The organism is Nonomuraea sp. NPDC049637, from assembly GCF_040675235.1.
Taxonomy (GTDB): domain Bacteria; phylum Actinomycetota; class Actinomycetes; order Streptosporangiales; family Streptosporangiaceae; genus Nonomuraea.
Window position 1 is genome coordinate 1 of record NZ_JBFAOM010000083.1, and the last position, 20,657, is coordinate 20,657.

The window sequence follows — 20,657 nt, forward strand, 5'->3', positions numbered from 1 at the left end:
CTGCTCGGCGAGCGGGCCGGCGACCCGGACGCCGACGTGCCCTGTCACGCGGCCCCGGCGCGGGCGGCCGACCTGTCGGGGCTGCCGCCCGCGTTCATCGAGGCGGGGGCGGCCGAGCTGTTCCGCGACGAGGACGTCGCGTACGCCACGCGGATCTGGGCGGCCGGCGGGCAGGCCGAGCTGCACATCTGGAACGGCGCCTTCCACGGGTTCGACATCTTCGCCCCGGACCACGAGATCACCCACGCCGCCCTCGCCACCCGCCTCTCCTGGCTCCACCGCACCCTCACCCCCTGACCCCACATTGCCCTGGTGGGGGCAGGGGGAGGTGCCCGCGGCTTCCGGGCCGGCGCCCACCTCGTTGTGGGGAGGGGGTGGGGTCAGATGCCCAGGGTGCGTTGTAGCCAGGAGTGTTTGGTCTGCTGGGCGGCGCGGGAGACGCGGGCGGACGGGGTGCTCGCGAAGCCGTGGTGCCCCCCGGCCCATACGTGCAGTTCCGCCTGGCCGCCGGTCGCCCAGATGCGCGTGGCGAACTCGACCGACTCGTCCCGGAACACCTCGGCGGCCCCGACCTCGATGAAGACCGGCGGCAGCTCGGACAGGTCGGCCGCCCGCGCCGGGACCTCGTGCGGCAGCACGTCCGGGCCGCCCCGCCGGTCGCCGAGCAGGGCGGTCCAGGCGGTGTCGTTGTTGTTGCGGTCCCAGGCGCCGATGCCGTCGTACTGGAGGCTCGACACGGTCGAGTTCCGGTCGTCGATCATGGGTGCGCCGATGTAGAGCCCGGCGGCGGCCGGGCCGTTCCGGTCGCGGGCCATGATGCCGACGGACGCCGTGAGCCCCCCGCCCGCGCTGAAACCGGACACGAGCAGCCGTCCCGGGTCGAACCCCAGCTCCTCGGCGTGTCCGGCGGTCCAGACGAAGCCCGCGTAGCAGTCCTCGGCCGCCGCCGGGGCCGGGTTCTCCGGGGCGAGCCGGTACTCGACCGTCACCCCGACCATGCCGTGCTCCAGGGCCGCCTGGATGAGGCCCTCGATGCCGAAGAAGCGGGTGCCGAGAATCATCCCGCCGCCGTGGATCTCGTACACGGCCGCCGCGCCGGGCGCGGGCCCGCCCTTGGGACGGACGACCGTGAGGGTGACGTCGGGGGCGCCCTCGGGGCCGGGCACGTCCACGTCCCACCACTCGACGGGACGGCCGGCGACGATCGCCTCCATGGGTGGGATGAGCCCGGCGAAGATCTCGCGGTTGCGCTGGATGGTGTCCGCGCGCAGCGGAACGCCCTCGACCGCCGCCAGGAACGCCGCGAGACCTTCCGCCAGCTCAGGGTCGTAGGGAACGGGGACGTAGTTCATCGTGCCGCCTCTCGGAGCCGAACGGACGGCTTAAAGTCTACGAGCGTAGAAGCGGTCTGTCCTGATATACACGGGTACGCGATCAGTCTGACCATGCCCCCAAGGAGAAGACCATGGTGAAGAGACTCCTCGAAGCGACCTCGTTACGCGCGGGGGTCGTCGCGGCCGTCGCGCTGACCGGCACGCTGCTGACCTCCGCCCCGGCCGGCGCCGCCACGACGGGCCTGCGGGCCGCCGCCGTCCAGACCTCCTCGGTCGTCCAGGAGGCCGCCTCCCGCCCGGCCAACGGCCGGATCGTCTACGACCGTCTCAGCGGCGGCCGGGGCGTACTCAAGATCAAGAACGGCACGTCGAAGGACGGCGTCGTCACCATCGTCAAGGGCCGCACCAAGGCGGTCAGCGTCTACGTCCGCGCGCGGTCCACCGCCCGCATCCGGGACGTCCGGGACGGCACGTACCGCATCTTCTTCACCACCGGCTACCGGTTCAGCGTGTCGAAGGGCCGCTTCACCAGGGGCGCGACGTACCAGAAGTTCAACGACCGGCTGCGCTTCCGCACGACCTCGACGCAGTACACCATCTGGACCCTGACCCTGAACCCGGTCAGGGGCGGCAACGCCCGCACCAGCCCCGTGAACCCGAAGGACTTCCCCTGATCGAGGCCTGAGCGGGCGCGCCTCCCGGTCAGTCCTTGCCGGAGCCGCCGAACCCGCCGAACCAGCTGAGGACGCGGTCGACCCGGGCGTACACGCGGGGCGGCATGTGCGGCAGCACCCGGGAGTGCCGCTGCCCGAGCAGCGCGATGAACTCCATCGGCGAGAGGTCGATGTAGCGCGTCAGGTTCTCGTACCACTGGGCGCTGAGGCGGGCCGACTTCTGGTGCGGCAGGATCGCCTTGCGGCGTTCGCGGTCGTAGCGGGCGAGGGCGGCCGGGAGCTCCGGCTCCTGGTTCAGCGCGTTGACCAGGAAGGCGGCGTCCCCGAAGGCCAGGGCGGTGCCCGCGCCGATGGAGTAGTGGGTGGTGTGCGCGGCGTCGCCGAGCAGCACGAGGTCGTCGCGGTACCACGTGCGGTTGGTCAGCGTGCGGAAGTTCAGCCAGTACGCGCTGCCGTCGGTGTGCGCCCGTCCGATGAGCGGATGGCCGTCCAGGACGTCGGCGAAGATCTTCTCCAGCAGCGCCAGGCCGTCGGCCGCGCTGGCCTGGTCGAGGCCGAGCCCCTTCCAGGTCTCGGGGGAGCACTCGACGACGCACGTGCTGTGGTCGCCGCTGTAGACGTAGCAGTAGCACCAGATCCAGCCGTGCGGGGTCTCGGAGAAGGCGAAGGTGAAGGCGTCGAAGACCTTCGTGGTGCCGAGCCAGATGTAGTGGTTGCGGCCGACCGCGATCTCGGTGCCGAAATGGTCGGCGTGCGGCGCACGCAGCGTGCTGTTGATGCCGTCGCCGGCCACGACCAGGTCGGCGTCCAGTTCCTCACGCGAGGCGATCTCGCGGCCGTGCTCGACGTGCACGCCCAGCGAACGGGCCCGGTCGGCGAGGATGTCGAGCAGGCGGTGGCGGCAGATGCCGAAGCCCTCGTCCGACTCGGTGAGCGTCACCGTCGCGCGGTCCTGGATGTGGGTGACCCAGCTGTCCCAGCGGATCGAGTTCTCCCGGATGACGTCCGCCGACTCCGGGTCGGCGGCGCGCATGTTGTTGAGCAGGTCGTCCCAGTAGGTCACGCCCCAGCCGTAGGTGGTCCCGGCCGGGTTGCGCTCGTAGACGGCGACCTCGTGGGACGGGTCGACCCGCTTCATCAGGATCGAGAAGTACAGGTTGGCGGGCCCACCGCCGACGCAGGCGACCTTCACACTAGCTCCCCTAGCGACAGAAAGTAATCAATTCAGCACAGAGAGTATCAGAGGGTCTGTGCCGGGGGTGAAGGCGCGCCTGCGGGACGGTCAGGCCGTCGCCCGCGCCGTACCGCGCAGGCCGAGGGTGAGGCTGCCGGCCAGCAGCACCACGCCGGACAGCACCCCGCTGACGACCGGCACCCACGCCACGGCGGGCGTGGCGGCCAGGACGAGCCCGCCGGCCCCGAGCAGCGTGAGCGCCGCGCCCGGCACGGCGATGCTCCAGTCCCTCCACACGGGTGCGAGCGCGACGAAGTGCACGCCCACCACGAACGCCACCCACGCCACGTTCCCCTCCTCGGGACGCCCGAGCGCGGCCAGCACCCGCAGCCCGCCGAACAGCAGGACCACCTCGGCCACCACCACGGCCACGTAGCCGCCCCCGAACATGCCACGCCCGCCGGGCCTCCGCCGGCCCGCCCCTGCGCGAGGGCCGGCGGACTCCAGGCGTCGGGCAGGTTCGGCGGACTCCAGGCGTCGGGCGGGTTCGGCGGGCTCGGCGCGGGCGGTGCGCTCGGCGCGGGCGGCGCCGAACCACATCGCGAGCACGGCCGCCGCCGCCAGGCACGCGACGGCCCGCAGAACGCCGGCGGTCACGCCGTCGAGCGGGCCGCCCGCGTTGACGACGACGAACACCGCGCCGAACACCGCGCCGACCAGCAATCCAGTCATTCTCTGCATGACGTCCATCGAAGCGCCCGCCGCGGCCCGCCCGCACGGGTGCTTGGGCGAGGACGAGGTAGCCCTGGCCCTACCTCGCCACGCCGCGCAGGTAGGCCAGCACCGCCAGCACCCGCCGGTTGGCGTCGTCGGTCGCGGGCAGGTCGAGCTTGGCGAACACGGAGGCCACGTGCTTGCCGACGGCCGCCTCCGTGATCGACAGGGCGCGGGCCACGGCGCTGTTGGACCGGCCCTCGGCGATCAGCGCCAGCACCTCCCGCTCCCGGGGCGAGAGCCGGTGGGCCGGTTCGGTGACCTCCCTGGCCCGCGCCCACGACAGCTCGAACAGGTCGATGAGGGTGGCGATCAGCCCCTGCTGCCTGATCATCAACGCGCCCGGCGTGTAGGCGATCGGGGTGATCCGGACGAACGCCACGGAGCGGTCGAAGATCAGCAGCTGCTGGATGGGCTCGTCGATGACCCGGTGCAGGTCGCCGGCGGCGTGCAGCTCCTTGATGCGGGCGGCCTTGCGCGGGTCGTCCAGCACGCTGGAATGGACGATCGTGCGCATCGACAGGCCCTCGCGCAGGGCGTCCAGCACGGTACGCCGGCTGCGCTGCTCCTCGCGGCCCTGCTCGCGCGAGCCCACCGGGTGCATGGCCCGCAGCTCGGCCGACGACCGGGTGGCCCGCAGGATCTGCCGGCGGACGAGCTCGGGGTCCTCCAGCCGCTCGACGTCGACGGGGATGCCGCGCAGCTCGCCGACCACCTCTTCCAGGCGGCGGGCGAGGTGGTCAAGCGACTGGCTCTCGGTCACGCTCCTCCTCCGCACGCGCACCCCATTCTCCCCGCTCCGCGAAGGCATGCCCAAATCAGCGGAATAACGCCCGAAACGGCGAAGGGCGCGCCCAAGCGAAGGGCGCGCCCAAACGAACGGCGCGCCCAAACGAACGGCGCGCCTCGGCGAAGGGCGTGCCTCGGCGAAGGGCGTGCCTCTGGAACGGCGAAGGGGCGCCGTCCGGCTGGACGGCGCCCCGGTTCGCGGGACCGCTGGGCGGCGATGATCAGTCGCGCGGGTCCCAGCCGTCGGTGTCCACGTCCAGGTCCAGCTCGTCGGCGATGTCGCCCCAGTCGGCGAACTTGAAGTTGGTGTTCTCACGGTCCGCCGTGGCCGGCGTGTTCACGCCGTCGTGGGCGATGAACATGCCCTCGTCGAACTCGCCCAGCGGCACGTTGAGCACGGTCGAGCCGTCGCTCACCTCCGAGCCGTCGATGCCGTTCGCCTCGCCGATCCGGAACTGGCCGAGGTAGGAGTTGGAGCCCTCCCTGCGGTAGACGGCGAAGGTGTTGTCGCCCTGGCTGGAGGCCAGCAGGTAGCCCTTGCCGTCCTCGCGGTAGTAGATGGTCAGGCCCTCGGCGTCCGCGGTGAGGTGCTTGCCGCCGTAGCCGGGGTCGGCGCCGGGGGTGCACTCCTCGGTCGCGGGGTCGTAGGTTCCCGGGACGCCGTACTCGCGGACCTTGTCCACCAGGACGGGCGTGCCGGTGAGGTCGGCGCGCATCCGCCAGATGCCGACGTCCTCCTGGGCGGCGTAGAGCACGTCCCGCTCCTGGTCCACGACCATGCCCTCGACCTGCGCCTGCTCGTCCGGCTCAAGGCAGGGGGACCAGGTCTGGCCGTTCGGCAGGGTGAAGGAGTTGGGCAGGCTCAGCGTCCGCACGAGCTGGTAGCCGATCTTGCCGCCCGGCTTGGCGAGCAGCTTGACCAGGCCGACCGAGGTCTTGTGCCGGCGGCTGACCAGCGCGTACGTGCCGGTGGAGTCCTTCCAGGCGGCCAGGCCGTAGGCCGTCTCGGCGTCGTTGACCTGCTGCTGCGTCGTGTTGAACACGAACGGCGCGGCCGGGTCGGTCACGTCGGTGAGGTGGCCGTCCGAGATGGCGTAGATGCGCAGCGTGTCCCGGCCGCGGTCGGAGACGATCGCCAGGTCCCTGCCGCCGAAGCCGTAGGTGACGTCGACGTTGTTGAAACGGCCCGCCTCGTCGTCCGGCCCGGGGGCGGCGGGCGCCGGCAGGTGCTGGAGCTGCTGCCCGTCGAGGTCGTAGACGTACAGGCCGCCCTTCTTGGCGGTGGCGATCACCACGCTGTCCTCGGAGTCGGACGGGTCGACCCAGATCGCGGGGTCGTCGCCGTTGGCGTCGCCGCCGGCCTCGTCGTCGTAGAGGGAAGGGGTCTCGACGTCGGGGTACACGGTCGCCACGCCGGCGCCGGACGCGGGTGCGGCGATCCCGCCCAACACGGTCAACATCAGGGCTGCCAGGGAGAGCCTGGACAGGGGACGCATTGCGCCTCCTCGTTCGGGGTGTTGATGTTGCCCCAAAACGTAACGACCAGTTTACAAGAAATCAATAGGTCGTCCTTATGTCAGGACATTAGGTGTTGCACGGCTGCCAAGACATGCCGACGCGCCCGGCCGGGGATCCTCCCGGCCGGGCTGTGCGACGGCCCGCGCTAGCTGCGGTTGACGCGCCAGAAGTCCGACATGGCCTGGCGGTTCTGCAGGTCGCCGAGCAGGCCCTTGGGGTCGGTGTGGAAGAGCTGGCCCTGCCAGTCCGACAGGCCGGGCGGGGTGACCATCGGCTTGACCGTGCTGTTGCCCGAGACGCCGCCCTCGCCGATCTCGTGCTTGACGCCCTCCTCGGTCATGATGAAGTGCACGAACAGCTTGGCCGCGTTGGGGTGCTTGCTCTTGGTGGCGATCGCCGCGTACTTGGGGTAGCTGAAGCCGGTGAAGGGGGTCATCCCCTCGCAGGCGGCCTGGTGGTAGCCCTTGTCCTCGTTGTTGCGGAACTTCGAGATCGACATGAAGCCGATCTTCTTGTCCGTGGCGGCCGGCGCGCCCACGGCGGCGGAGATGTCCTCGTCGGAGCCGGTCAGCACCGGCTTGTTGAGCGACAGGCGCTTGATCCACTCCTGCGCGGCGCTCTTCTCCTCGGTCTTCAGCGGCTTGCCGTACTTGGCCTGGTAGGCCTGTTCGAGCGCCTGGTTGCCGTACGCGTCGAGCTGGGTGAAGAACGACAGCACGGTCGGCTTGCCCAGCGGGTCCTGCATCACCAGCTTGCCGGACCACTCCGGGTCGGTCAGGTCCCAGACGTTCTTCACCGGGCAGCCGCCGGGGGACAGCTTGGTGTTGTAGCCGAAGACCGTCGCCTTGGAGAGCGCGAGCAGGGGGTTCTGGTTCTCGGCGGGGATCTGGTCCTTCAGGTCGCCGGGGATCCACGTCTGGGTGACGCCCTGCGGCGCGAGCTGGCCGACCAGGACGCCGCCGTCCTCGTACATGGCCGCGTCGATGGTGACGTTGTCGGCGGCGTGCTCCCTGGTCATCTTCTCGGCCGTCTGCGGGGTGTCGGACTTCACCCCCTCCATGGCGATGCCGTACTTCGCGGTGAACGCCTTGGCCACTTCCTCGATGTCGCCGCTGGAGTCGTAGACCAGGACGCTGCCTTCCTTCTTCGCCGCGGCGACCAGCGCCTCCAGGTCGAAGTTCGCATCGAGCGACGGGCCGGGCAGCGCCTTGGCCGTCGCCGCCGCCGACGGTCCTCCGCCTGCGGTGGAGGGCGCGCACGCCACGGCGGCGGACGCCAGCAACGCCATGGAGATGATCTTCCCGGTACGCCTCATGATGGCGTCACTCCTCTTGCCTCTCGGGTTCGCAAGGCGCCGCGCCAGCCCCGACCGGCGCCATTGTGTGCTCACGATGAACGTCACGTGAATAATTTGTCAAGACATTCTTACGTGCAAGCTGAGCCAGGACCTAGCCTCCCAGCTACGACAGTTCATCCTTATGTCAGGACAAAGTCTTGACTGTTCATCTCCTGTTCATCTAGAACTGGAGGCCCCCCTGGATGAGGAGCGATCATGCGTGTGGGTCTGCTGGGCCTTGGACGTATAGGCATGTTCCATGCCACAACCCTGTCCGCCTTGGTTGACGAGCTCGTCGTGTCCGACGTGGACACGGCGAGGGCGGAGGAGGTGGCCCGGCGGCTCGGCGCCCGTACCGGCGATCCCTTCGACGCGGACGCGGTGGTGCTCGCGACGCCGACCTCCGCCCACGCCGAGGGCCTGCTGAGGGCGTGCGAGCGGGGAGTGCCGGCGTTCTGCGAGAAACCGGCCGCGCCGACCGTCAAGGAGACGCTGCGGGTGGCCGAGGCCGTCGAACGGGCCGGGATCGGCGTGCACATCGGCTTCCAGCGCCGCTTCGACGCCGGCTACCGGGCCGCCCGCGAGGCGCTGCTGGCGGGCGAGCTCGGCGAGCTGCACCGCGTGCACATGCTGACCGGCGACCCGGCGCCGCCGCCCGCCGAGTACGTCGCCCAGTCCGGCGGCATCTTCCGCGACTGCCACATCCACGACTTCGACATCCTGCGCTGGGTCACCGGCCGCGAGGCGGACGTCGTGCAGGCGGTCGGCGCCAACCGCGGCGATCCGTACTTCGCCGCCGCCGAGGACGTCGACAACAGCGCCGCCCTGATCGTCATGGACGACGGCACGCTGGTCACCCTGCAGGGCTCCCGCTACAACGGCGCCGGTTACGACGTGCGCATGGAGCTGGCCGGCACGCTCGGCACCCGCGCCGTCGGGCTCGGCGACCGCACCCCGCTGCGCTCGGCCGAGGGCCTGAGCCCCGGCGGGCCGCCGTGGCCGGACTTCCAGACCAGGTTCGAGGACGCCTACGTCGCCGAGATGGGCGCGTTCCTGTCGATGGCCAGGGGCGAGAGCGAGAGCCCCTGCACCGTCCGCGACGCCCTGGCCGCGCTCTACCTGGCCGAGGCCGCCGACCTGGCGCGCCGCGAGGGCCGTCCGGTGCGCGTGCTGGAGGTGGCCAAGTGAGGATCGCCGCCGCACCCATCTCCTGGGGCGTGTGCGAGGTGCCCGGATGGGGACACCAGCTCACCGCCGACCGCGTGCTCGCCGAGATGGCCGAGCTCGGCCTGACCGCCACCGAGCTGGGCCCCGAGGGCTTCCTGCCCGCCGACCGCGACCTGCTCGGCCGGTACGGGCTGCGCGCCGTGGGCGGATTCGTCCCCGCGGTCCTGCACGACCCCGCCCACGACCCGCTGCCCGCCCTCCGCGCCACCTGGAACGCCTTCGACCCGGACGTGGTCGTCGTGCTGGCCGCCGCCACCGGCGCCGACGGCTACGACGCCCGTCCCGAGCTGGACGACACCGGCTGGCGCACCCTGCTCGGCAACCTCGACCGCGCCTTCCACGAGGCCAAGGGCGACGGCCGCGCGCTCACCCTGCATCCCCACGTCGGCACCATGGTCGAGACCGGCCAGGAGGTGGACCGGGTGCTCGGCGGCAGCGCCGTCCCGCTCTGCCTGGACACCGGGCACCTGCTCATCGGCGGCGGCGACCCGCTGGAGCTGGTCACCCGCGTCCCCGAGCGCATCGCCCACGTGCACCTGAAGGACGTCGACGCCGCGCTCGCCGCCCGCGTCCGGGCCGGTGAGCTGACCTACACCGACGCCGTCCGCGCCGGGATCTACCGCCGGCTCGGCCGCGGCGACGTGGACGTCCGCGGCATCGTCGACCGCCTGACCGCCGCCGGCTACGACGGCTGGTACGTCATGGAGCAGGACGTCGTCCTCGACGCCGAGCCCCCGGCGGGCGCCGGCCCGGCCGACGACGTGCGGGCGGGCGTGGCGTTCCTGCGGGGCCTGGCGTGAACGCCCTCGACGTGCTGACGATGGGCCGGGTCGGTGTGGACGTCTACCCGCTCCAGACCGGCGTGTCACTGCGGCACGTGGAGACGTTCGGCAAGTACCTGGGCGGCAGCCCCACCAACGTGGCCGTGGCCGCCGCCCGCCTGGGCCGCTCCAGCGCGGTGATCACGCGGACCGGCGACGACCCGTTCGGCGCGTTCGTCCGCGACGCGCTGCGCTCCTACGGCGTGGACGACCGCCTGGTCGGCGCCGTGCCCGGCCGGCCGACGCCGGTCACGTTCTGCGAGATCAGGCCGCCGGACGACTTCCCGCTCTACTTCTACCGCCAGGACGCGCCCGACCTGGAGATCGCGCCCGGCGACCTCGACCTGGCGGCCGTCACCGGGGCCCGGCTGTTCTGGGCCACCGTGACCGGCCTGTCGGCCGAGCCGTCCCACGCCGCCCACCTGGCCGCCTGGCAGGCCCGCGGGCGCGCCCGGCACACCGTGCTCGACCTGGACTACCGGCCCATGTTCTGGGCCGACGCGGCCACCGCCCGCGAGCGGGTGCGGGAGGCGCTGGCGCACGTCACCGTCGCGGCCGGCAACCTCGACGAGGTCGAGGTGGCCACCGGCACCCGCGACCCGCGCGCGGCCGGCGAGAGCCTGCTGGCGGCGGGCGTCGAGCTGGCCATCGTCAAACAGGGCGCGGACGGCGTGCTCGGCATGACCGCCACGGAGACCGTACGGGTGCCGCCCGTCCCGGTCGAGGTGGTCAACGGGCTCGGCGCCGGCGACGCCTTCGGCGGCGCGCTCTGCCACGGCCTGCTCGAAGGCTGGCCGCTGGAACGCACCCTGCGCTTCGCCAACGCCGCGGGCGCGATCGTCGCCGGGCGCCTGGCCTGCGCACCCGCGATGCCCACGGCGGACGAGGTCGAGGCCGTCCTGTCCGCCACCCTCTCGGAAGGAGCCGTCACGCATGCGTGAGCAGGACTACCGCCGGCTGCTCGACCAGCGCGCCTGGCAGCCGGAGCGCGTCGCCGAGGCGGCGGCCGCCCGCCGGCGCAGGCCCCTCAGGAACGGCAGGGAGCAGCTGCTCATCATCGCGGCCGACCATCCGGCCCGCGGCGCGCTCGGCGTGGCCGGCCACCCGATGGCCATGCGCAGCCGCGCCGACCTGCTCGACCGGCTCATGACCGCCCTGGCCAGGCCCGGCGTGGACGGCCTGCTGGCCACCCCCGACATCGTCGAGGACCTGCTGCTGCTCGGCGCGCTCGACGACAAGATCGTCATCGGCTCGATGAACCGCGGCGGCGTGCACGGCTCGGTGTTCGAGTTCGACGACCGCTTCACCGCCTACGACGCCCCCACCATCGCCGCGATGGGCCTGGACGGCGGCAAGATGTTGTGCCGGATCGCGCTGGAGGACAGCGCCACCGCCGCCACTCTGGCCAGCTGCGGCCAGGCCGTCACCGACCTGGCCAGGCACGGCCTGATGGCGATGGTCGAGCCGTTCTGGTCCAGGCGGCAGGACGGCGTGGTGCGGCACGACCTGTCGCCCGAGGCCGTGATCCACGCCATCAGCGTCGGCCAGGGCCTCGGCGCGACCTCCGCCCGCACCTGGCTGAAGATCCCGGTCGTGCCGGAGATGGAACGCGTCGTGGAGTCCACCACCCTGCCCGTGCTGCTGCTGGGCGGCGACTCCGGCCAGGACGCCGGCGAGATGTACGACTCCTGGCGCAAGGCGCTGCGCCTGCCCGGCGTGCGCGGCCTGGTGGTCGGCCGGGCGCTGCTCTACCCGCCCGACGGGGACGTGGGCGCCGCCGTGGACACCGCGCTCGGCCTGCTGGAGGGCGGCGTGCCCGATCTCGTGCAAGGAGGTGCCTCATGAGGCTGACCACGGCTCAGGCGCTGACCCGCTTCCTGGCCGCCCAGTGGTCGGAGCGCGACGGCGTCGAGCAGCGGCTGATCGCCGGCGTGCTCGGGATCTTCGGCCACGGCAACGTCGCGGGCGTCGGCCAGGCGCTGGCCGAGCAGGGCGCGGGCACGGGCGACGCGCTGCCGTACTATCTGGCCCGCAACGAGCAGGCCATGGTGCACACGGCCGTCGGCTACGCCCGCACCCGCGCGCGGCTGTCCACCTTCGCCTGCACGACGTCCATCGGGCCCGGCGCCACCAACCTGGTCACCGGCGCGGCGCTGGCCACCATCAACCGGGTGCCGGTGCTGCTGCTGCCCGGCGACGTCTTCGCCACCCGCGCCCCCGGCACGGTGCTGCAGGAGCTGGAGGACCCCCGGTCCTACGACGTGTCGGTCAACGACTCGCTGCGCCCGGTGTCGCGCTTCTTCGACCGGATCAACCGGCCCGAGCAGCTTCCCGCCGCGCTGCTGGCGGCGATGCGGGTGCTCACCGACCCCGCCGAGACGGGCGCGGTCACGCTCGCGCTGCCACAGGACGTGCAGGCCGAGGCGTACGACTGGCCCGAGGAGCTGTTCGCCAGGCGGGTCTGGCACGTTCCCCGCCCGGTCCCGGAGCCGGCCGCGCTGGCCAGGGCGAAGGAGCTGCTGCGCGGCTCCCGCAGGCCGCTGATCGTGGCCGGCGGCGGGGTCAGGTACAGCGGGGCGTGGGCGGAGCTGACCCGCTTCGCCGAGAACCACGGCGTGCCGGTGGGCGAGACGCAGGCGGGCAAGGGCGCGCTGCCCTACGACCACCCCTGCGCGGCCGGCGCGATCGGCCACACCGGCACCGACGCGGCCAACACCCTGGCCCGCGAGGCCGACCTGGTCATCGGCGTCGGCACCCGCTACACCGACTTCACCACCGCCTCCAGGACGCTGTTCGGGCAGGCCGCCTTCCTCAACGTCAACGTCACCGCCTTCGACGCGGCCAAGAACGCGGGCGCCACGCTCGTCGCCGACGCCCGCGAGGCCCTGCGCGCCCTCGACGACGTGGACTGGCGGGCCGACCCCGAGTGGACCCACCGGGCCGCCGCCCTGGCCGCCGCCTGGCAGTCGGAGATCGGCCACACCTACGCGGGCCCCGAGCTCACCCAGCCCGTCCTGCTCGGCATCGTCAACGAGGTCGCGGAAGGCGGCGTGGTGGTCAACGCGGCCGGCTCGATGCCGGGCGACCTGCACCGCCTCTGGCGGCCCGCCGACCCCGAGCAGTACCACGTCGAGTACGGCTACTCGTGCATGGGCTACGAGATCGCCGGCGGCCTCGGGGTGAAGCTGGCCGCGCCGGACCGCGAGGTGTTCGTGCTGGTCGGCGACGGGTCGTACCTGATGATGGCGCAGGAGATCGCGACCGCCGTGCAGGAGCGGATCAAGCTGGTGATCGTCCTGGTGGACAACCGGGGCTTCGCCTCCATCGGCAACCTCAGCGAGTCGGTGGGCGCCCGGCGGCTCGGCACCGCGTACCGCACCCGCGGGCCCGGCGGCGAGCTGGACGGCGAGCCCCTGCCGGTGGACCTCGCCGCCAACGCCGCCAGCCTGGGCGCCGACGTGCTGCGCGCCGACGGCCCCGAGTCACTGCGGGCCGCCCTGGTCAAGGCCAAGGAGTCGGCCAGGACCACCGTCGTGTACGTCGAGCCCGTCCCCGGCGGCGGCCCCGGCGCGCAGGCATGGTGGGACGTGCCGGTCGCGCAGGTGTCCGGCCTGCCCGAGGTCAGGGCCGCGCGCGAGCGCTACGACGAGGCCAAGCGCGACCAGCGGCTCTACCTCTGATGGGCTGGACGCTGGCCTTCGCCGCGGTGGCCGTCCTGTTCGTGCTGATCAGCGGGGCCAACGACGGCGCCACGCTGATCGGCCTCGGCCTGCGCTTCCCGCGCACGCCCGGCTGGCTGGCCGCCGCGCTGCTGGTGTCGGTCCTGTTCGCCGGGCCGTACGTGCTGGGCGTAGCGGTCGCGCGGACCTTCACCGAAGGGCTCGCGGGGCTCGACTCGGGCAGCGGCGCGGCCGTGTTCCTGGCCGGCGTGGTGATCGCCGTCGTGGTGGTGGCGGCGCTGACCGGCAAAGGGCTGCCCACCAGCCTGACGCTGGCGGTGATCGGCGGCATCGCGGGCGCCGGGCTCGGCGCCGGGCTGCCGGTGGCCTGGCCGAGCCTGGTCACCGTCCTGGCGATCGGGGCGTGCGCGCCGCTGGTCGGGCTGGTGCTCGGCTACCTGCTGGGCACCGCGTCGCGGCGGGTGCCGTCCTCGCGCCGGATGCCGGGGCTGGTGCTGGCCGCCCATCTGGTGGCGTACGCGGCCCAGTGCCTGGCCTACGCCGTCAACGACGGCCAGAAGATGATCGCCGTGGTGAGCGTCGCCGTGGACGTGGGCCGCAACGGGCTCGGCCGGGTCGGGCCCGTCCAGCTCGCGCCCGGGTGGATGGCCGTGCTGGTGGCGCTGTTCCTCGCCGGGGCGCTGACCACGCTGCCCCGGGTGGGCGGGCGGGTCGGCCGCGGCCTGGTCATCACCCGGCCGCTGCACGTGCTGTCGGCCGAGACGGCGGCCACCGGCGCCGTCCTCGGCAGCTCGGCCCTGGGCAGCCCGGTGAGCATGACCCAGTCCGTGACCGCCGGGGTCGTCGGCGTGGTGGCAAGCGAAGGAAGCAGGAGGGTGCGATGGCAAGGAGTGCTGAACATGGGTACGGCGTGGCTGGTCACGCTGCCGTCGTCCATGGCCCTGGGCGCCCTGGCCGGGCTCGGCCTGAGGCTGCTGTGAGCGGCGGACGGCCCCGCCGGCTCGCACGCGCCTGGGACGAGCTGCGCGGCCGGTCCGGACGGCGGGTGATCGACCTGATCCGCGGCCAGGTCGCCGTGGCCAGGGAGGGCGCCGTGCTGGCCCGCTCGGCCGCCTCGGGCACGACCGGCCAGGCCGCCGCCCGCGCCCGCATGGCCGAGGTCGAGCACGAGGGCGACGCCGCCCGCGCCGAGCTCGTCCGGGCGCTGAGACGGGTGCTGGCCACCCCCATCGACCGGGAGGACCTGTTCCGGCTCTCCCGCTCGATCGACGACGTGCTGGACCAGTTACGCGACTTCGTCCGCGAGGCCGACCTGTTCGGGCCCGCCGACCTGACCTTCGCCGCCGAGCCGCTGGGCGCCGTCATCGACGGCCTGGACCAGCTCGAACAGGCCCTGCTGAAGATCACCGGCGATCCCGGCTCGGTCACCGTGGCCGTGCTCGCCACCCGCAAGTCCCGCAGCCGCGTCCGCCAGCTCCACCAGGCCCGGCTCACCGAGCTGTTCGCCGGCCCGCTGGACATGGACACCCTGCGCGAACGCGAACTGCTCTCCCGCCTGGACGCCGTGGGCCGCCGGCTCGGCGAGGCCGCCGACGCCCTCGCCGACGCCATGCTCAAACGAAGCCACTGAAAACCCCCCGAAGGAAGACCATGGCTGTTCTGACCAAGACGGAGCCGCCGCCTCGCCCGCCGAGACGGCGCCGACTCCGCTACCGCCTGCAGGTCCTGCGGCACGACCCGACCGCCGCGCTCGGCCTGATCCTCGTCGTCCTGCTCGCCTACCTCGTCGTCGCCCCGCTGATCGCGGTCCTGTCGGACGCCTTCCGCCTCCAGTTCGGCGACGAGCTGCACGCCGGCCAGCAGCCGGGCGAGTGGACCGGCTACTACCTGTGGCGGGTCTTCCGCTCCCAGATCAGCGGCCTGCTGTTCTGGGGCCCGCTGGTCAACACGCTGGTCGTCGCGGTCGGCACCGTGCTGTTCGCGCTGCTGCTCGGCGGCGGGATGGCCTGGCTGGTGACCCGGACCAACGTGCCCGGCCGCAAGTGGCTGGCCGGGGCGCTGGTGGTGCCGTACATGCTGCCGTCGTGGACGTTCTCGCTGGCCTGGCTGACGCTGTTCAAGAACGAGCGGGCCGGCGGGCAGGTGGGCTTCCTGGAGTCGGCCGGCGTGCGCACCCCCGACTGGCTGGCCTACGGCCCGCTGCCGATCATCGTCACGCTCGGGCTGCACTACTACCCGTTCGTGCTGCTGCTGGTCGGCAACGCGCTGCGCAGGATCGACGTGCAGCTGGAGGACTCGGCCCGGATCCTCGGGGCGCCGCGGCGGGTCGTCGTGCGGCGGATCGTGGTGCCGCTGATGCTGCCCGCGCTCTCCTCGGCCGTGCTGCTCGTGGTCGGGCGGGTGCTCGGCACGTTCGGCACCCCGTACGTGCTCGGCCTGCCCGCCGACTACCAGGTGCTGTCCACCGGCCTGTTCCAGTCGATCAGGGACCGCAGCACCGGCGTGGCCTCCGTGCTCGCCACCGTCATCGTGATCATTGGGGTGCTGATCGTCTTCACCGACATGCGGCTGATGCGCGAGCAGCGCAGGTTCGTCACCGTCGGCGGCAAGGGCGCGATGGACCGGCTGGGCGACCTGCGCGGCTGGCGCTGGCCCGCGTTCGCGCTCGGCGCGGTGGTCTTCGTGGTCAGCGTGCTGATCCCGGTGCTCACGCTGCTACTGTCCACGCTCACCCGCACGCCGCTGGACCTGTCGACCCTGACGCTCGACTACTGGATCGCCGACCGGCTGCCCGGCGCGGTCGGGTTCCCGCACGGCATCCTGCGCGGCTCCGAGCTGTGGCAGGCCGCCTGGAACTCGCTGCGCATCGTCGGCCTGGCCTCGCTGATCTGCGCGGTCGCCGGCCTGCTCATCGGGTACGTCGTCGTCCGCGGCACCGCGCCGCGCATCGCCGGGTTCCTGCGCCAGGTGTCGTTCCTGCCGTACCTCATCCCCGGCATCGCCTTCGCCGCCGCCTCGCTGTCGCTGTTCGCCGTCGCCCGCGGGCCCGTCCCGGCGCTGTACGGGACGACGTTCCTGCTGATCCTGGTCATGGCGGTGACGCACCTGCCGTACAGCTCGCGCTCGGGCATCGCGGCGATGATGCAGCTCGGCCGGGAGCCGGAGGAGGCCGCGCAGATCGCCGGGGCGTCCTGGTGGCACCGGATGCGGCGGATCATCTTCCCGATCCAGAAGGGCGCCCTGGTCACCGGCATCGTGTTGCCGTTCATCTCGGGGCTGAAGGAGCTCAGCATCGTCGTGATGCTGACCACCACCGGCACCCAGCTTCTCACGACGCTCTCCATCGGCCTGGTCGACTACGGATACACGCAGCTCGCCAACGGCGTCGTCCTCATGATCGCTTTGCTCTCCTTCACCATGACTTCCCTGACCCAGCGGCTGACCAAGAGCAGCCTGGCGTCCGGCCTAGGAGGATAGATGCCGAACATCACCCTGAGCGCAGTCTCCAAGAGCTACGGCGGCGGCGACTACGCGGTGAAGAACCTCGACCTCGTGGTCCCCGACGGCGCCTTCATGTGCCTGCTCGGCCCCTCCGGCTGCGGCAAGACCACCACGTTGCGCATGATCGCCGGCCTCGAACAGCCCACCGCGGGCAGCATCGCCGTCGGCGACCGCGTCCTGGACTCCGTCGAGCAGGGGGTCTACGTCCCGCCCGAGAAGCGGGCGATGGGGCTGGTGTTCCAGAACTACGCGCTGTGGCCGCACCTGTCCGTGCGCGACAACGTGGAGTTCGGGCTGCGCATGCGCAAGGTGCCCGCCCCCGAGCGGCGCTCGCGGGCCGAGGCCGCGCTGAAGATGGTGCACGTCGACGCCGCCATGGACCGCTACCCGTCCCAGCTGTCCGGCGGCCAGCAGCAGCGGGTCGCGCTGGCCAGGATGCTCGCGGTCAACCCGTCCGTGCTGCTGCTGGACGAGCCGCTGTCCAACCTGGACGCCCGGCTGCGGCTGGAGATGCGGGCCGAGCTCAAGCGCATCCACGAGGAGTCCGGCGCGACGATCGTCTTCGTCACCCACGACCAGCTCGAAGCCCTCACCATGGCCACCGACGTCGCCGTCATGAACGAGGGCGAGCTGCAGCAGCTCGCCGCGCCCATGGAGATGTACGAGCGGCCCGCCAACCGGTTCGTCGCCGAGTTCGTCGGCAGCCCGCCGATGGCCATCGTGGACGCCGGTCCGGCGCCCGGCGGGCTGGCCGGATCCCTGCTGCGGTTCGTCGAGGCGCGCGGCTCGGGGGTCACCCCCTCCGCCGTCGGCATCCGGCCAGAGGCGCTGCGGCTCGGCACGCCGCCCGCCGCCGCCTGGAGCGAGGAGGCGCTGGTCGAGGCCGTGCTGCCGGCCGGCTCCTCCTGGACGGTACGGCTGCGCGTCCTGGACACCGAGCTGTTCGCCCTGTCGTACACGCCGGTGCGGGCCGCGCCCGGCGACGTGCTGCCCTGCTGGACCGAGCAGCTCCACCTGTTCGGCGCGGACGGCGCCCGCATCTCCTCCTGGGACCGGGCGGAGGTGACCGCGTGATCCGCCCCAAGGCGCTGCTCCTGGACTTCGGCGGCGTGATCGTCGAGACGGCCAAACGCCCGTCCTGGGCCGCCGAGCTGGCCGCCGAGGTGCACGCCATGCTGGCCAGGACCGGGTTCGACGGCCTGACGGCCGAGGACGTCGAGAGCGACATCCGGGCCGGGGCGCGGGCCGACAAGTACTGGAAGGACTCCACGTCCCGGCAGTTCGCGCCCGAGGAGATGACCCACCGCCGGTTCTGGGCCGAGTTCGTCGCCACCGACTGGCCCGAGCAGGCCCGGACGCTGGTCACCGTCGAGGCGACGCCCCTGTGCAAGCGCATGGGCGAGCTGCGCAGCGACCGGAAGCTGCGCACCGGCATGGCCGAGCTGCTGAACGCCTGCCTGCGCAACGGCGTCGTCCCCGCCGTCGTCAGCAACGCGCTGTGCGGGGCCGTGCACCGCGACTACCTGGCCGGGACCGGGCTGGAGCACCTGTTCGCGGCGCAGGTCTACAGCGACGAGGTCGGCGTGCGCAAGCCGAACCCCGAGATGATCCTGCTCGCCTGCCGCGCCCTCGGCGTGGACCCGGCCGACGCCTGGTACGTCGGCGACAACTACGACCGGGACGTGATCTGCGGCGCCCGGGCCGGGGCGGGGGCGACCGTCCTGATGGTCTCCGCGAGCACCGACAAGATCCCGTACCGGGTGCGGCAGAGCCCTCAGGCCACGGTCGAGGACCCCCGCGCCCTGCTGACCCTCCTGGAGGAGACATGGACGTGAACACCTCTCGCGAACTGGCCGCCATCGCGGCCGAGGCGGCCAGGGCGGTCGGCGACCGGCTGCGCGGCGCCTTCCGCTCACGTCCCGAGATCCAGACCAAGCGCGACTTCCACGACCCGGTGACCGAGCACGACAAGGCGGCCGAGGAGGGCATCCGCGAGGTGCTCGACCGGCTCTGCCCCGACAGCGTGGTGGTCGGCGAGGAGGGCGGCACCAGGGGACAGGGCGCCATCAGCTGGTACGTCGACCCCATCGACGGCACCGCCAACTTCGCCGTCGGCCTGCCGTTCTTCTGCACCTCGATCGCCGCGGCCGTGGACGGCGAGGTGGTGGCCGGGGTGATCTACGACCCGGTGCGCGACGACGAGTTCACCGCCTGGCTCGGCGGGGCCGTCTGCAACGGCGAGCCGCTGCGCAGCGCGGGCGCCCGCACCGACCGCGAGGCGGTGCTGCTGTCCAGCTATCCCACGCCGCGCGACCTGGCCGAGGACGAGGAGGGCGCGCTGCGCCGCTTCTCCAGGATGACCCAGTCGTTCGCGACGATCCGCCGTCCGGGCAGCGCCGCGCTCAAGCTCGCCCATGTCGCCGCCGGCTGGTCCGACGTCGCGTACGGCACCCGCGTCAACGCCTGGGACGTCGCGGCCGGGTCCCTGCTGGTCAGGCAGGCCGGCGGCGTCTACCTCCCGCTGTCGGGCAGCATCTTCGAGCCGGGCGGCTACCTGGCCTGCGTCGGCGGGTTCGACCTGGCCTCCTCGGTGCTGGCCGACGTGGCCGACGGGGCCGCCGGGGCCGACGGGGGCGCCGGGGCCGTCGGCGTCGCCGGGGCGGGGAGCGCGACGTGATCCGCTGGATCGTGACCGACCTCGACGGCACGCTCGTCGGGCGCGACCTGGCCATGGTGCCCGCCGCCCGGGACGCGCTGCGCCGCTACCGGGCCGCGGGCGGCGAGGTCGTCATCGCGACCGGCCGCATGGAACGCTCGGCCCGCCCCTACTACGACGAGCTGGGCCTGGACGGCCCGGCCATCCTCTACAACGGCGCCCGCACCGTGAACCTGGCGACCGGCGAGGTGCTGCGCTCCCGCCACCTGCCCGCCACCGCCTGGAAGACGCTGCTCGGCCTGTTCGGCGAACTGCCCGCGGGCGTGTACCCGGTGGCGTTCTCCGGCGGGGCGGCGCTGGCCGTGGACGACGTCCCGGAGCTGCGGGACTACGCCCGGCGCGACGGCATCACGCTGCGCGACCCCGGCGACTGGGCGGCGCTGCCCCCCGACGGGATCACCAAGTGCATGCTGATCGGCGACCGGCTGCCGGACCTGGACATCGCGGGCACGGTCACCGTCCGGTCGGAGGCGACGTACCTGGAGGTGCTGCCGGAGGGCGCGACCAAGGGCAGCGCCCTGCGCGAGCTGGCGCAGGCCCGGGGGGTGCCGCTGGAGCAGGTCGCCGCCATCGGCGACAACCCCAACGACATCGACATGATCCAGGCCGCCGGCCTGGGCATCGCGGTCGGCGACGGCCATCCCGACGTCCTGTCGGCCGCGGACGTGGTCTCGCGTCCCTGCGCCGAGGGCGCGCTCGTGGACGCGGTGGAACTGGCACTGGGAGAGGGAGAACGGTGAAGTCGGTCAAGCACTGGATCAACGGCGCCCTGACGGACGGCGGCGACCGCACGGCGGAGATCTTCGACCCGGCCACGGGTGAGGTCAGCGGTCACGTGGCGCTGGCGTCGGCGGCCGACGTGGACGCCGCGGTCGCCGCGGCGGTGGCGGCCTTCCCGGCGTGGCGTGACGCCTCGCTGATCAAGCGCGGCCGGGTGCTGTTCCGGTTCCGTGAGCTGATGTACGCCCATCGGGACGAGCTGGCCGCGTTGATCTCGGCCGAGCACGGCAAGGTGCATGCGGACGCGCTGGGGGAGGTGGCGCGCGGGCTGGAGGTGGTGGAGTTCGCGTGCGGGATCCCGCATCTGCTCAAGGGTGGTTTCTCCGAGGGTGT

Annotated in this window: 21 protein-coding genes; 15 read left to right on the top strand and 6 right to left on the bottom strand. The window is 72.8% G+C overall.

Annotated features, from left to right (window positions below; genetic code table 11):
• The coding region (locus tag AB0J71_RS48300; RefSeq protein ID WP_364421070.1) for an alpha/beta hydrolase fold domain-containing protein at positions 1–297 on the top strand (297 nt) is incomplete at its 5' end.
• Between the two features lie 83 nt (positions 298–380).
• Here AB0J71_RS48300 and AB0J71_RS48305 read toward each other — a convergent pair.
• The gene (locus AB0J71_RS48305) at positions 381–1,352 is read right to left on the bottom strand and encodes an alpha/beta hydrolase (RefSeq protein WP_364421072.1); all 972 of its coding nucleotides are present in this window, start codon (positions 1,350–1,352) and stop codon (positions 381–383) included.
• Positions 1,353–1,465: 113 nt separating this feature from the next.
• Here AB0J71_RS48305 and AB0J71_RS48310 point away from each other — a divergent pair, with 113 nt between their 5' ends.
• Entirely contained in the window at positions 1,466–2,008 is a 543-nt protein-coding gene (locus tag AB0J71_RS48310) for a hypothetical protein (protein ID WP_352324719.1), read from the top strand.
• A gap of 28 nt (positions 2,009–2,036) precedes the next feature.
• Here the strand turns inward: AB0J71_RS48310 and AB0J71_RS48315 are convergent, their stop codons facing one another.
• The 5 genes from AB0J71_RS48315 to AB0J71_RS48335 all read right to left on the bottom strand — a co-directional run bounded on the left by AB0J71_RS48315 (position 2,037) and on the right by AB0J71_RS48335 (position 7,578).
• On the bottom strand, positions 2,037–3,200 hold the full coding sequence (locus AB0J71_RS48315; RefSeq protein ID WP_352324720.1) for an FAD-dependent monooxygenase: 1,164 nt from the start codon (positions 3,198–3,200) through the stop codon (positions 2,037–2,039).
• Positions 3,201–3,290: 90 nt separating this feature from the next.
• A complete protein-coding gene (locus AB0J71_RS48320; RefSeq protein ID WP_352324721.1) occupies positions 3,291–3,923 on the bottom strand; it encodes a hypothetical protein in 633 nt (210 codons plus the stop codon).
• A 70-nt stretch (positions 3,924–3,993) separates the two neighbouring features.
• Entirely contained in the window at positions 3,994–4,719 is a 726-nt protein-coding gene (locus tag AB0J71_RS48325; protein ID WP_352324722.1) for a helix-turn-helix transcriptional regulator, read from the bottom strand.
• Positions 4,720–4,966: 247 nt separating this feature from the next.
• Positions 4,967–6,205: a phytase gene (locus AB0J71_RS48330; RefSeq protein ID WP_352324723.1), complete on the bottom strand. Its 1,239-nt coding sequence runs from the start codon at positions 6,203–6,205 to the stop codon at positions 4,967–4,969.
• A gap of 203 nt (positions 6,206–6,408) precedes the next feature.
• Entirely contained in the window at positions 6,409–7,578 is a 1,170-nt protein-coding gene (locus AB0J71_RS48335) for an ABC transporter substrate-binding protein (protein ID WP_358006489.1), read from the bottom strand.
• Positions 7,579–7,815: 237 nt separating this feature from the next.
• On the opposite strand from AB0J71_RS48335, the gene AB0J71_RS48340 reads away from it, so the two are divergent.
• The 13 genes from AB0J71_RS48340 to AB0J71_RS48400 all read left to right on the top strand — a co-directional run.
• Positions 7,816–8,787: a Gfo/Idh/MocA family oxidoreductase gene (locus tag AB0J71_RS48340; protein ID WP_352324725.1), complete on the top strand. Its 972-nt coding sequence runs from the start codon at positions 7,816–7,818 to the stop codon at positions 8,785–8,787.
• Positions 8,784–9,626, top strand: a complete 843-nt coding sequence (locus tag AB0J71_RS48345) for a TIM barrel protein (protein ID WP_352324726.1) — start codon at positions 8,784–8,786, stop codon at positions 9,624–9,626. The genes AB0J71_RS48340 and AB0J71_RS48345 overlap by 4 nt, the downstream gene beginning before the upstream one ends.
• On the top strand, positions 9,623–10,588 hold the full coding sequence (gene iolC, locus AB0J71_RS48350) for a 5-dehydro-2-deoxygluconokinase (RefSeq protein ID WP_364421074.1): 966 nt from the start codon (positions 9,623–9,625) through the stop codon (positions 10,586–10,588). Before AB0J71_RS48345 ends, iolC begins: the two co-directional genes overlap by 4 nt.
• Positions 10,581–11,492: a deoxyribose-phosphate aldolase gene (locus tag AB0J71_RS48355; RefSeq protein WP_352324729.1), complete on the top strand. Its 912-nt coding sequence runs from the start codon at positions 10,581–10,583 to the stop codon at positions 11,490–11,492. The genes iolC and AB0J71_RS48355 overlap by 8 nt, the downstream gene beginning before the upstream one ends.
• The gene (gene iolD, locus AB0J71_RS48360; protein WP_352324730.1) at positions 11,489–13,327 is read left to right on the top strand and encodes a 3D-(3,5/4)-trihydroxycyclohexane-1,2-dione acylhydrolase (decyclizing); all 1,839 of its coding nucleotides are present in this window, start codon (positions 11,489–11,491) and stop codon (positions 13,325–13,327) included. The genes AB0J71_RS48355 and iolD overlap by 4 nt, the downstream gene beginning before the upstream one ends.
• A complete protein-coding gene (locus AB0J71_RS48365; RefSeq protein ID WP_352324731.1) occupies positions 13,327–14,307 on the top strand; it encodes an inorganic phosphate transporter in 981 nt (326 codons plus the stop codon). Before iolD ends, AB0J71_RS48365 begins: the two co-directional genes overlap by 1 nt.
• The gene (locus AB0J71_RS48370; protein WP_352324732.1) at positions 14,304–14,957 is read left to right on the top strand and encodes a DUF47 family protein; all 654 of its coding nucleotides are present in this window, start codon (positions 14,304–14,306) and stop codon (positions 14,955–14,957) included. Before AB0J71_RS48365 ends, AB0J71_RS48370 begins: the two co-directional genes overlap by 4 nt.
• A gap of 20 nt (positions 14,958–14,977) precedes the next feature.
• On the top strand, positions 14,978–16,804 hold the full coding sequence (locus AB0J71_RS48375; RefSeq protein WP_352324733.1) for an iron ABC transporter permease: 1,827 nt from the start codon (positions 14,978–14,980) through the stop codon (positions 16,802–16,804).
• Positions 16,805–17,902, top strand: a complete 1,098-nt coding sequence (locus AB0J71_RS48380) for an ABC transporter ATP-binding protein (RefSeq protein ID WP_352324735.1) — start codon at positions 16,805–16,807, stop codon at positions 17,900–17,902. It abuts the gene before it with no gap.
• On the top strand, positions 17,899–18,663 hold the full coding sequence (locus AB0J71_RS48385; protein WP_352324737.1) for an HAD-IA family hydrolase: 765 nt from the start codon (positions 17,899–17,901) through the stop codon (positions 18,661–18,663). Before AB0J71_RS48380 ends, AB0J71_RS48385 begins: the two co-directional genes overlap by 4 nt.
• Positions 18,654–19,505 carry an inositol monophosphatase gene (locus AB0J71_RS48390; RefSeq protein WP_352324738.1) on the top strand — a complete coding sequence of 284 codons (852 nt, stop codon included), beginning with the start codon at positions 18,654–18,656 and terminating at the stop codon, positions 19,503–19,505. The genes AB0J71_RS48385 and AB0J71_RS48390 overlap by 10 nt, the downstream gene beginning before the upstream one ends.
• Positions 19,502–20,284, top strand: coding sequence for a Cof-type HAD-IIB family hydrolase (locus AB0J71_RS48395; RefSeq protein WP_364391343.1), 783 nt, complete (start codon positions 19,502–19,504; stop codon positions 20,282–20,284). Before AB0J71_RS48390 ends, AB0J71_RS48395 begins: the two co-directional genes overlap by 4 nt.
• Positions 20,281–20,657, top strand: a 377-nt coding sequence (locus AB0J71_RS48400; RefSeq protein ID WP_364421076.1) for an aldehyde dehydrogenase family protein, incomplete at its 3' end; no start/stop codon positions are given. The genes AB0J71_RS48395 and AB0J71_RS48400, both read left to right, overlap by 4 nt.

Bases quoted from the DNA above. Each gene is read 5' to 3' on its own strand.
- iolD (WP_352324730.1), top strand. From the start codon at position 11,489: ATGAGGCTGACCACGGCTCAGGCGCTGACCCGCTTCCTGGCCGCCCAG.
- AB0J71_RS48320 (WP_352324721.1), bottom strand. From the start codon at position 3,923: ATGCAGAGAATGACTGGATTGCTGGTCGGCGCGGTGTTCGGCGCGGTG.
- AB0J71_RS48375 (WP_352324733.1), top strand. From the start codon at position 14,978: ATGGCTGTTCTGACCAAGACGGAGCCGCCGCCTCGCCCGCCGAGACGG.
- AB0J71_RS48365 (WP_352324731.1), top strand. From the start codon at position 13,327: ATGGGCTGGACGCTGGCCTTCGCCGCGGTGGCCGTCCTGTTCGTGCTG.
- AB0J71_RS48340 (WP_352324725.1), top strand. From the start codon at position 7,816: ATGCGTGTGGGTCTGCTGGGCCTTGGACGTATAGGCATGTTCCATGCC.
- AB0J71_RS48355 (WP_352324729.1), top strand. From the start codon at position 10,581: ATGCGTGAGCAGGACTACCGCCGGCTGCTCGACCAGCGCGCCTGGCAG.
- AB0J71_RS48310 (WP_352324719.1), top strand. From the start codon at position 1,466: ATGGTGAAGAGACTCCTCGAAGCGACCTCGTTACGCGCGGGGGTCGTC.
- AB0J71_RS48390 (WP_352324738.1), top strand. From the start codon at position 18,654: ATGGACGTGAACACCTCTCGCGAACTGGCCGCCATCGCGGCCGAGGCG.
- AB0J71_RS48330 (WP_352324723.1), bottom strand. From the start codon at position 6,205: ATGTTGACCGTGTTGGGCGGGATCGCCGCACCCGCGTCCGGCGCCGGC.
- AB0J71_RS48335 (WP_358006489.1), bottom strand. From the start codon at position 7,578: ATGAGGCGTACCGGGAAGATCATCTCCATGGCGTTGCTGGCGTCCGCC.
- AB0J71_RS48380 (WP_352324735.1), top strand. From the start codon at position 16,805: ATGCCGAACATCACCCTGAGCGCAGTCTCCAAGAGCTACGGCGGCGGC.
- AB0J71_RS48305 (WP_364421072.1), bottom strand. From the start codon at position 1,352: ATGAACTACGTCCCCGTTCCCTACGACCCTGAGCTGGCGGAAGGTCTC.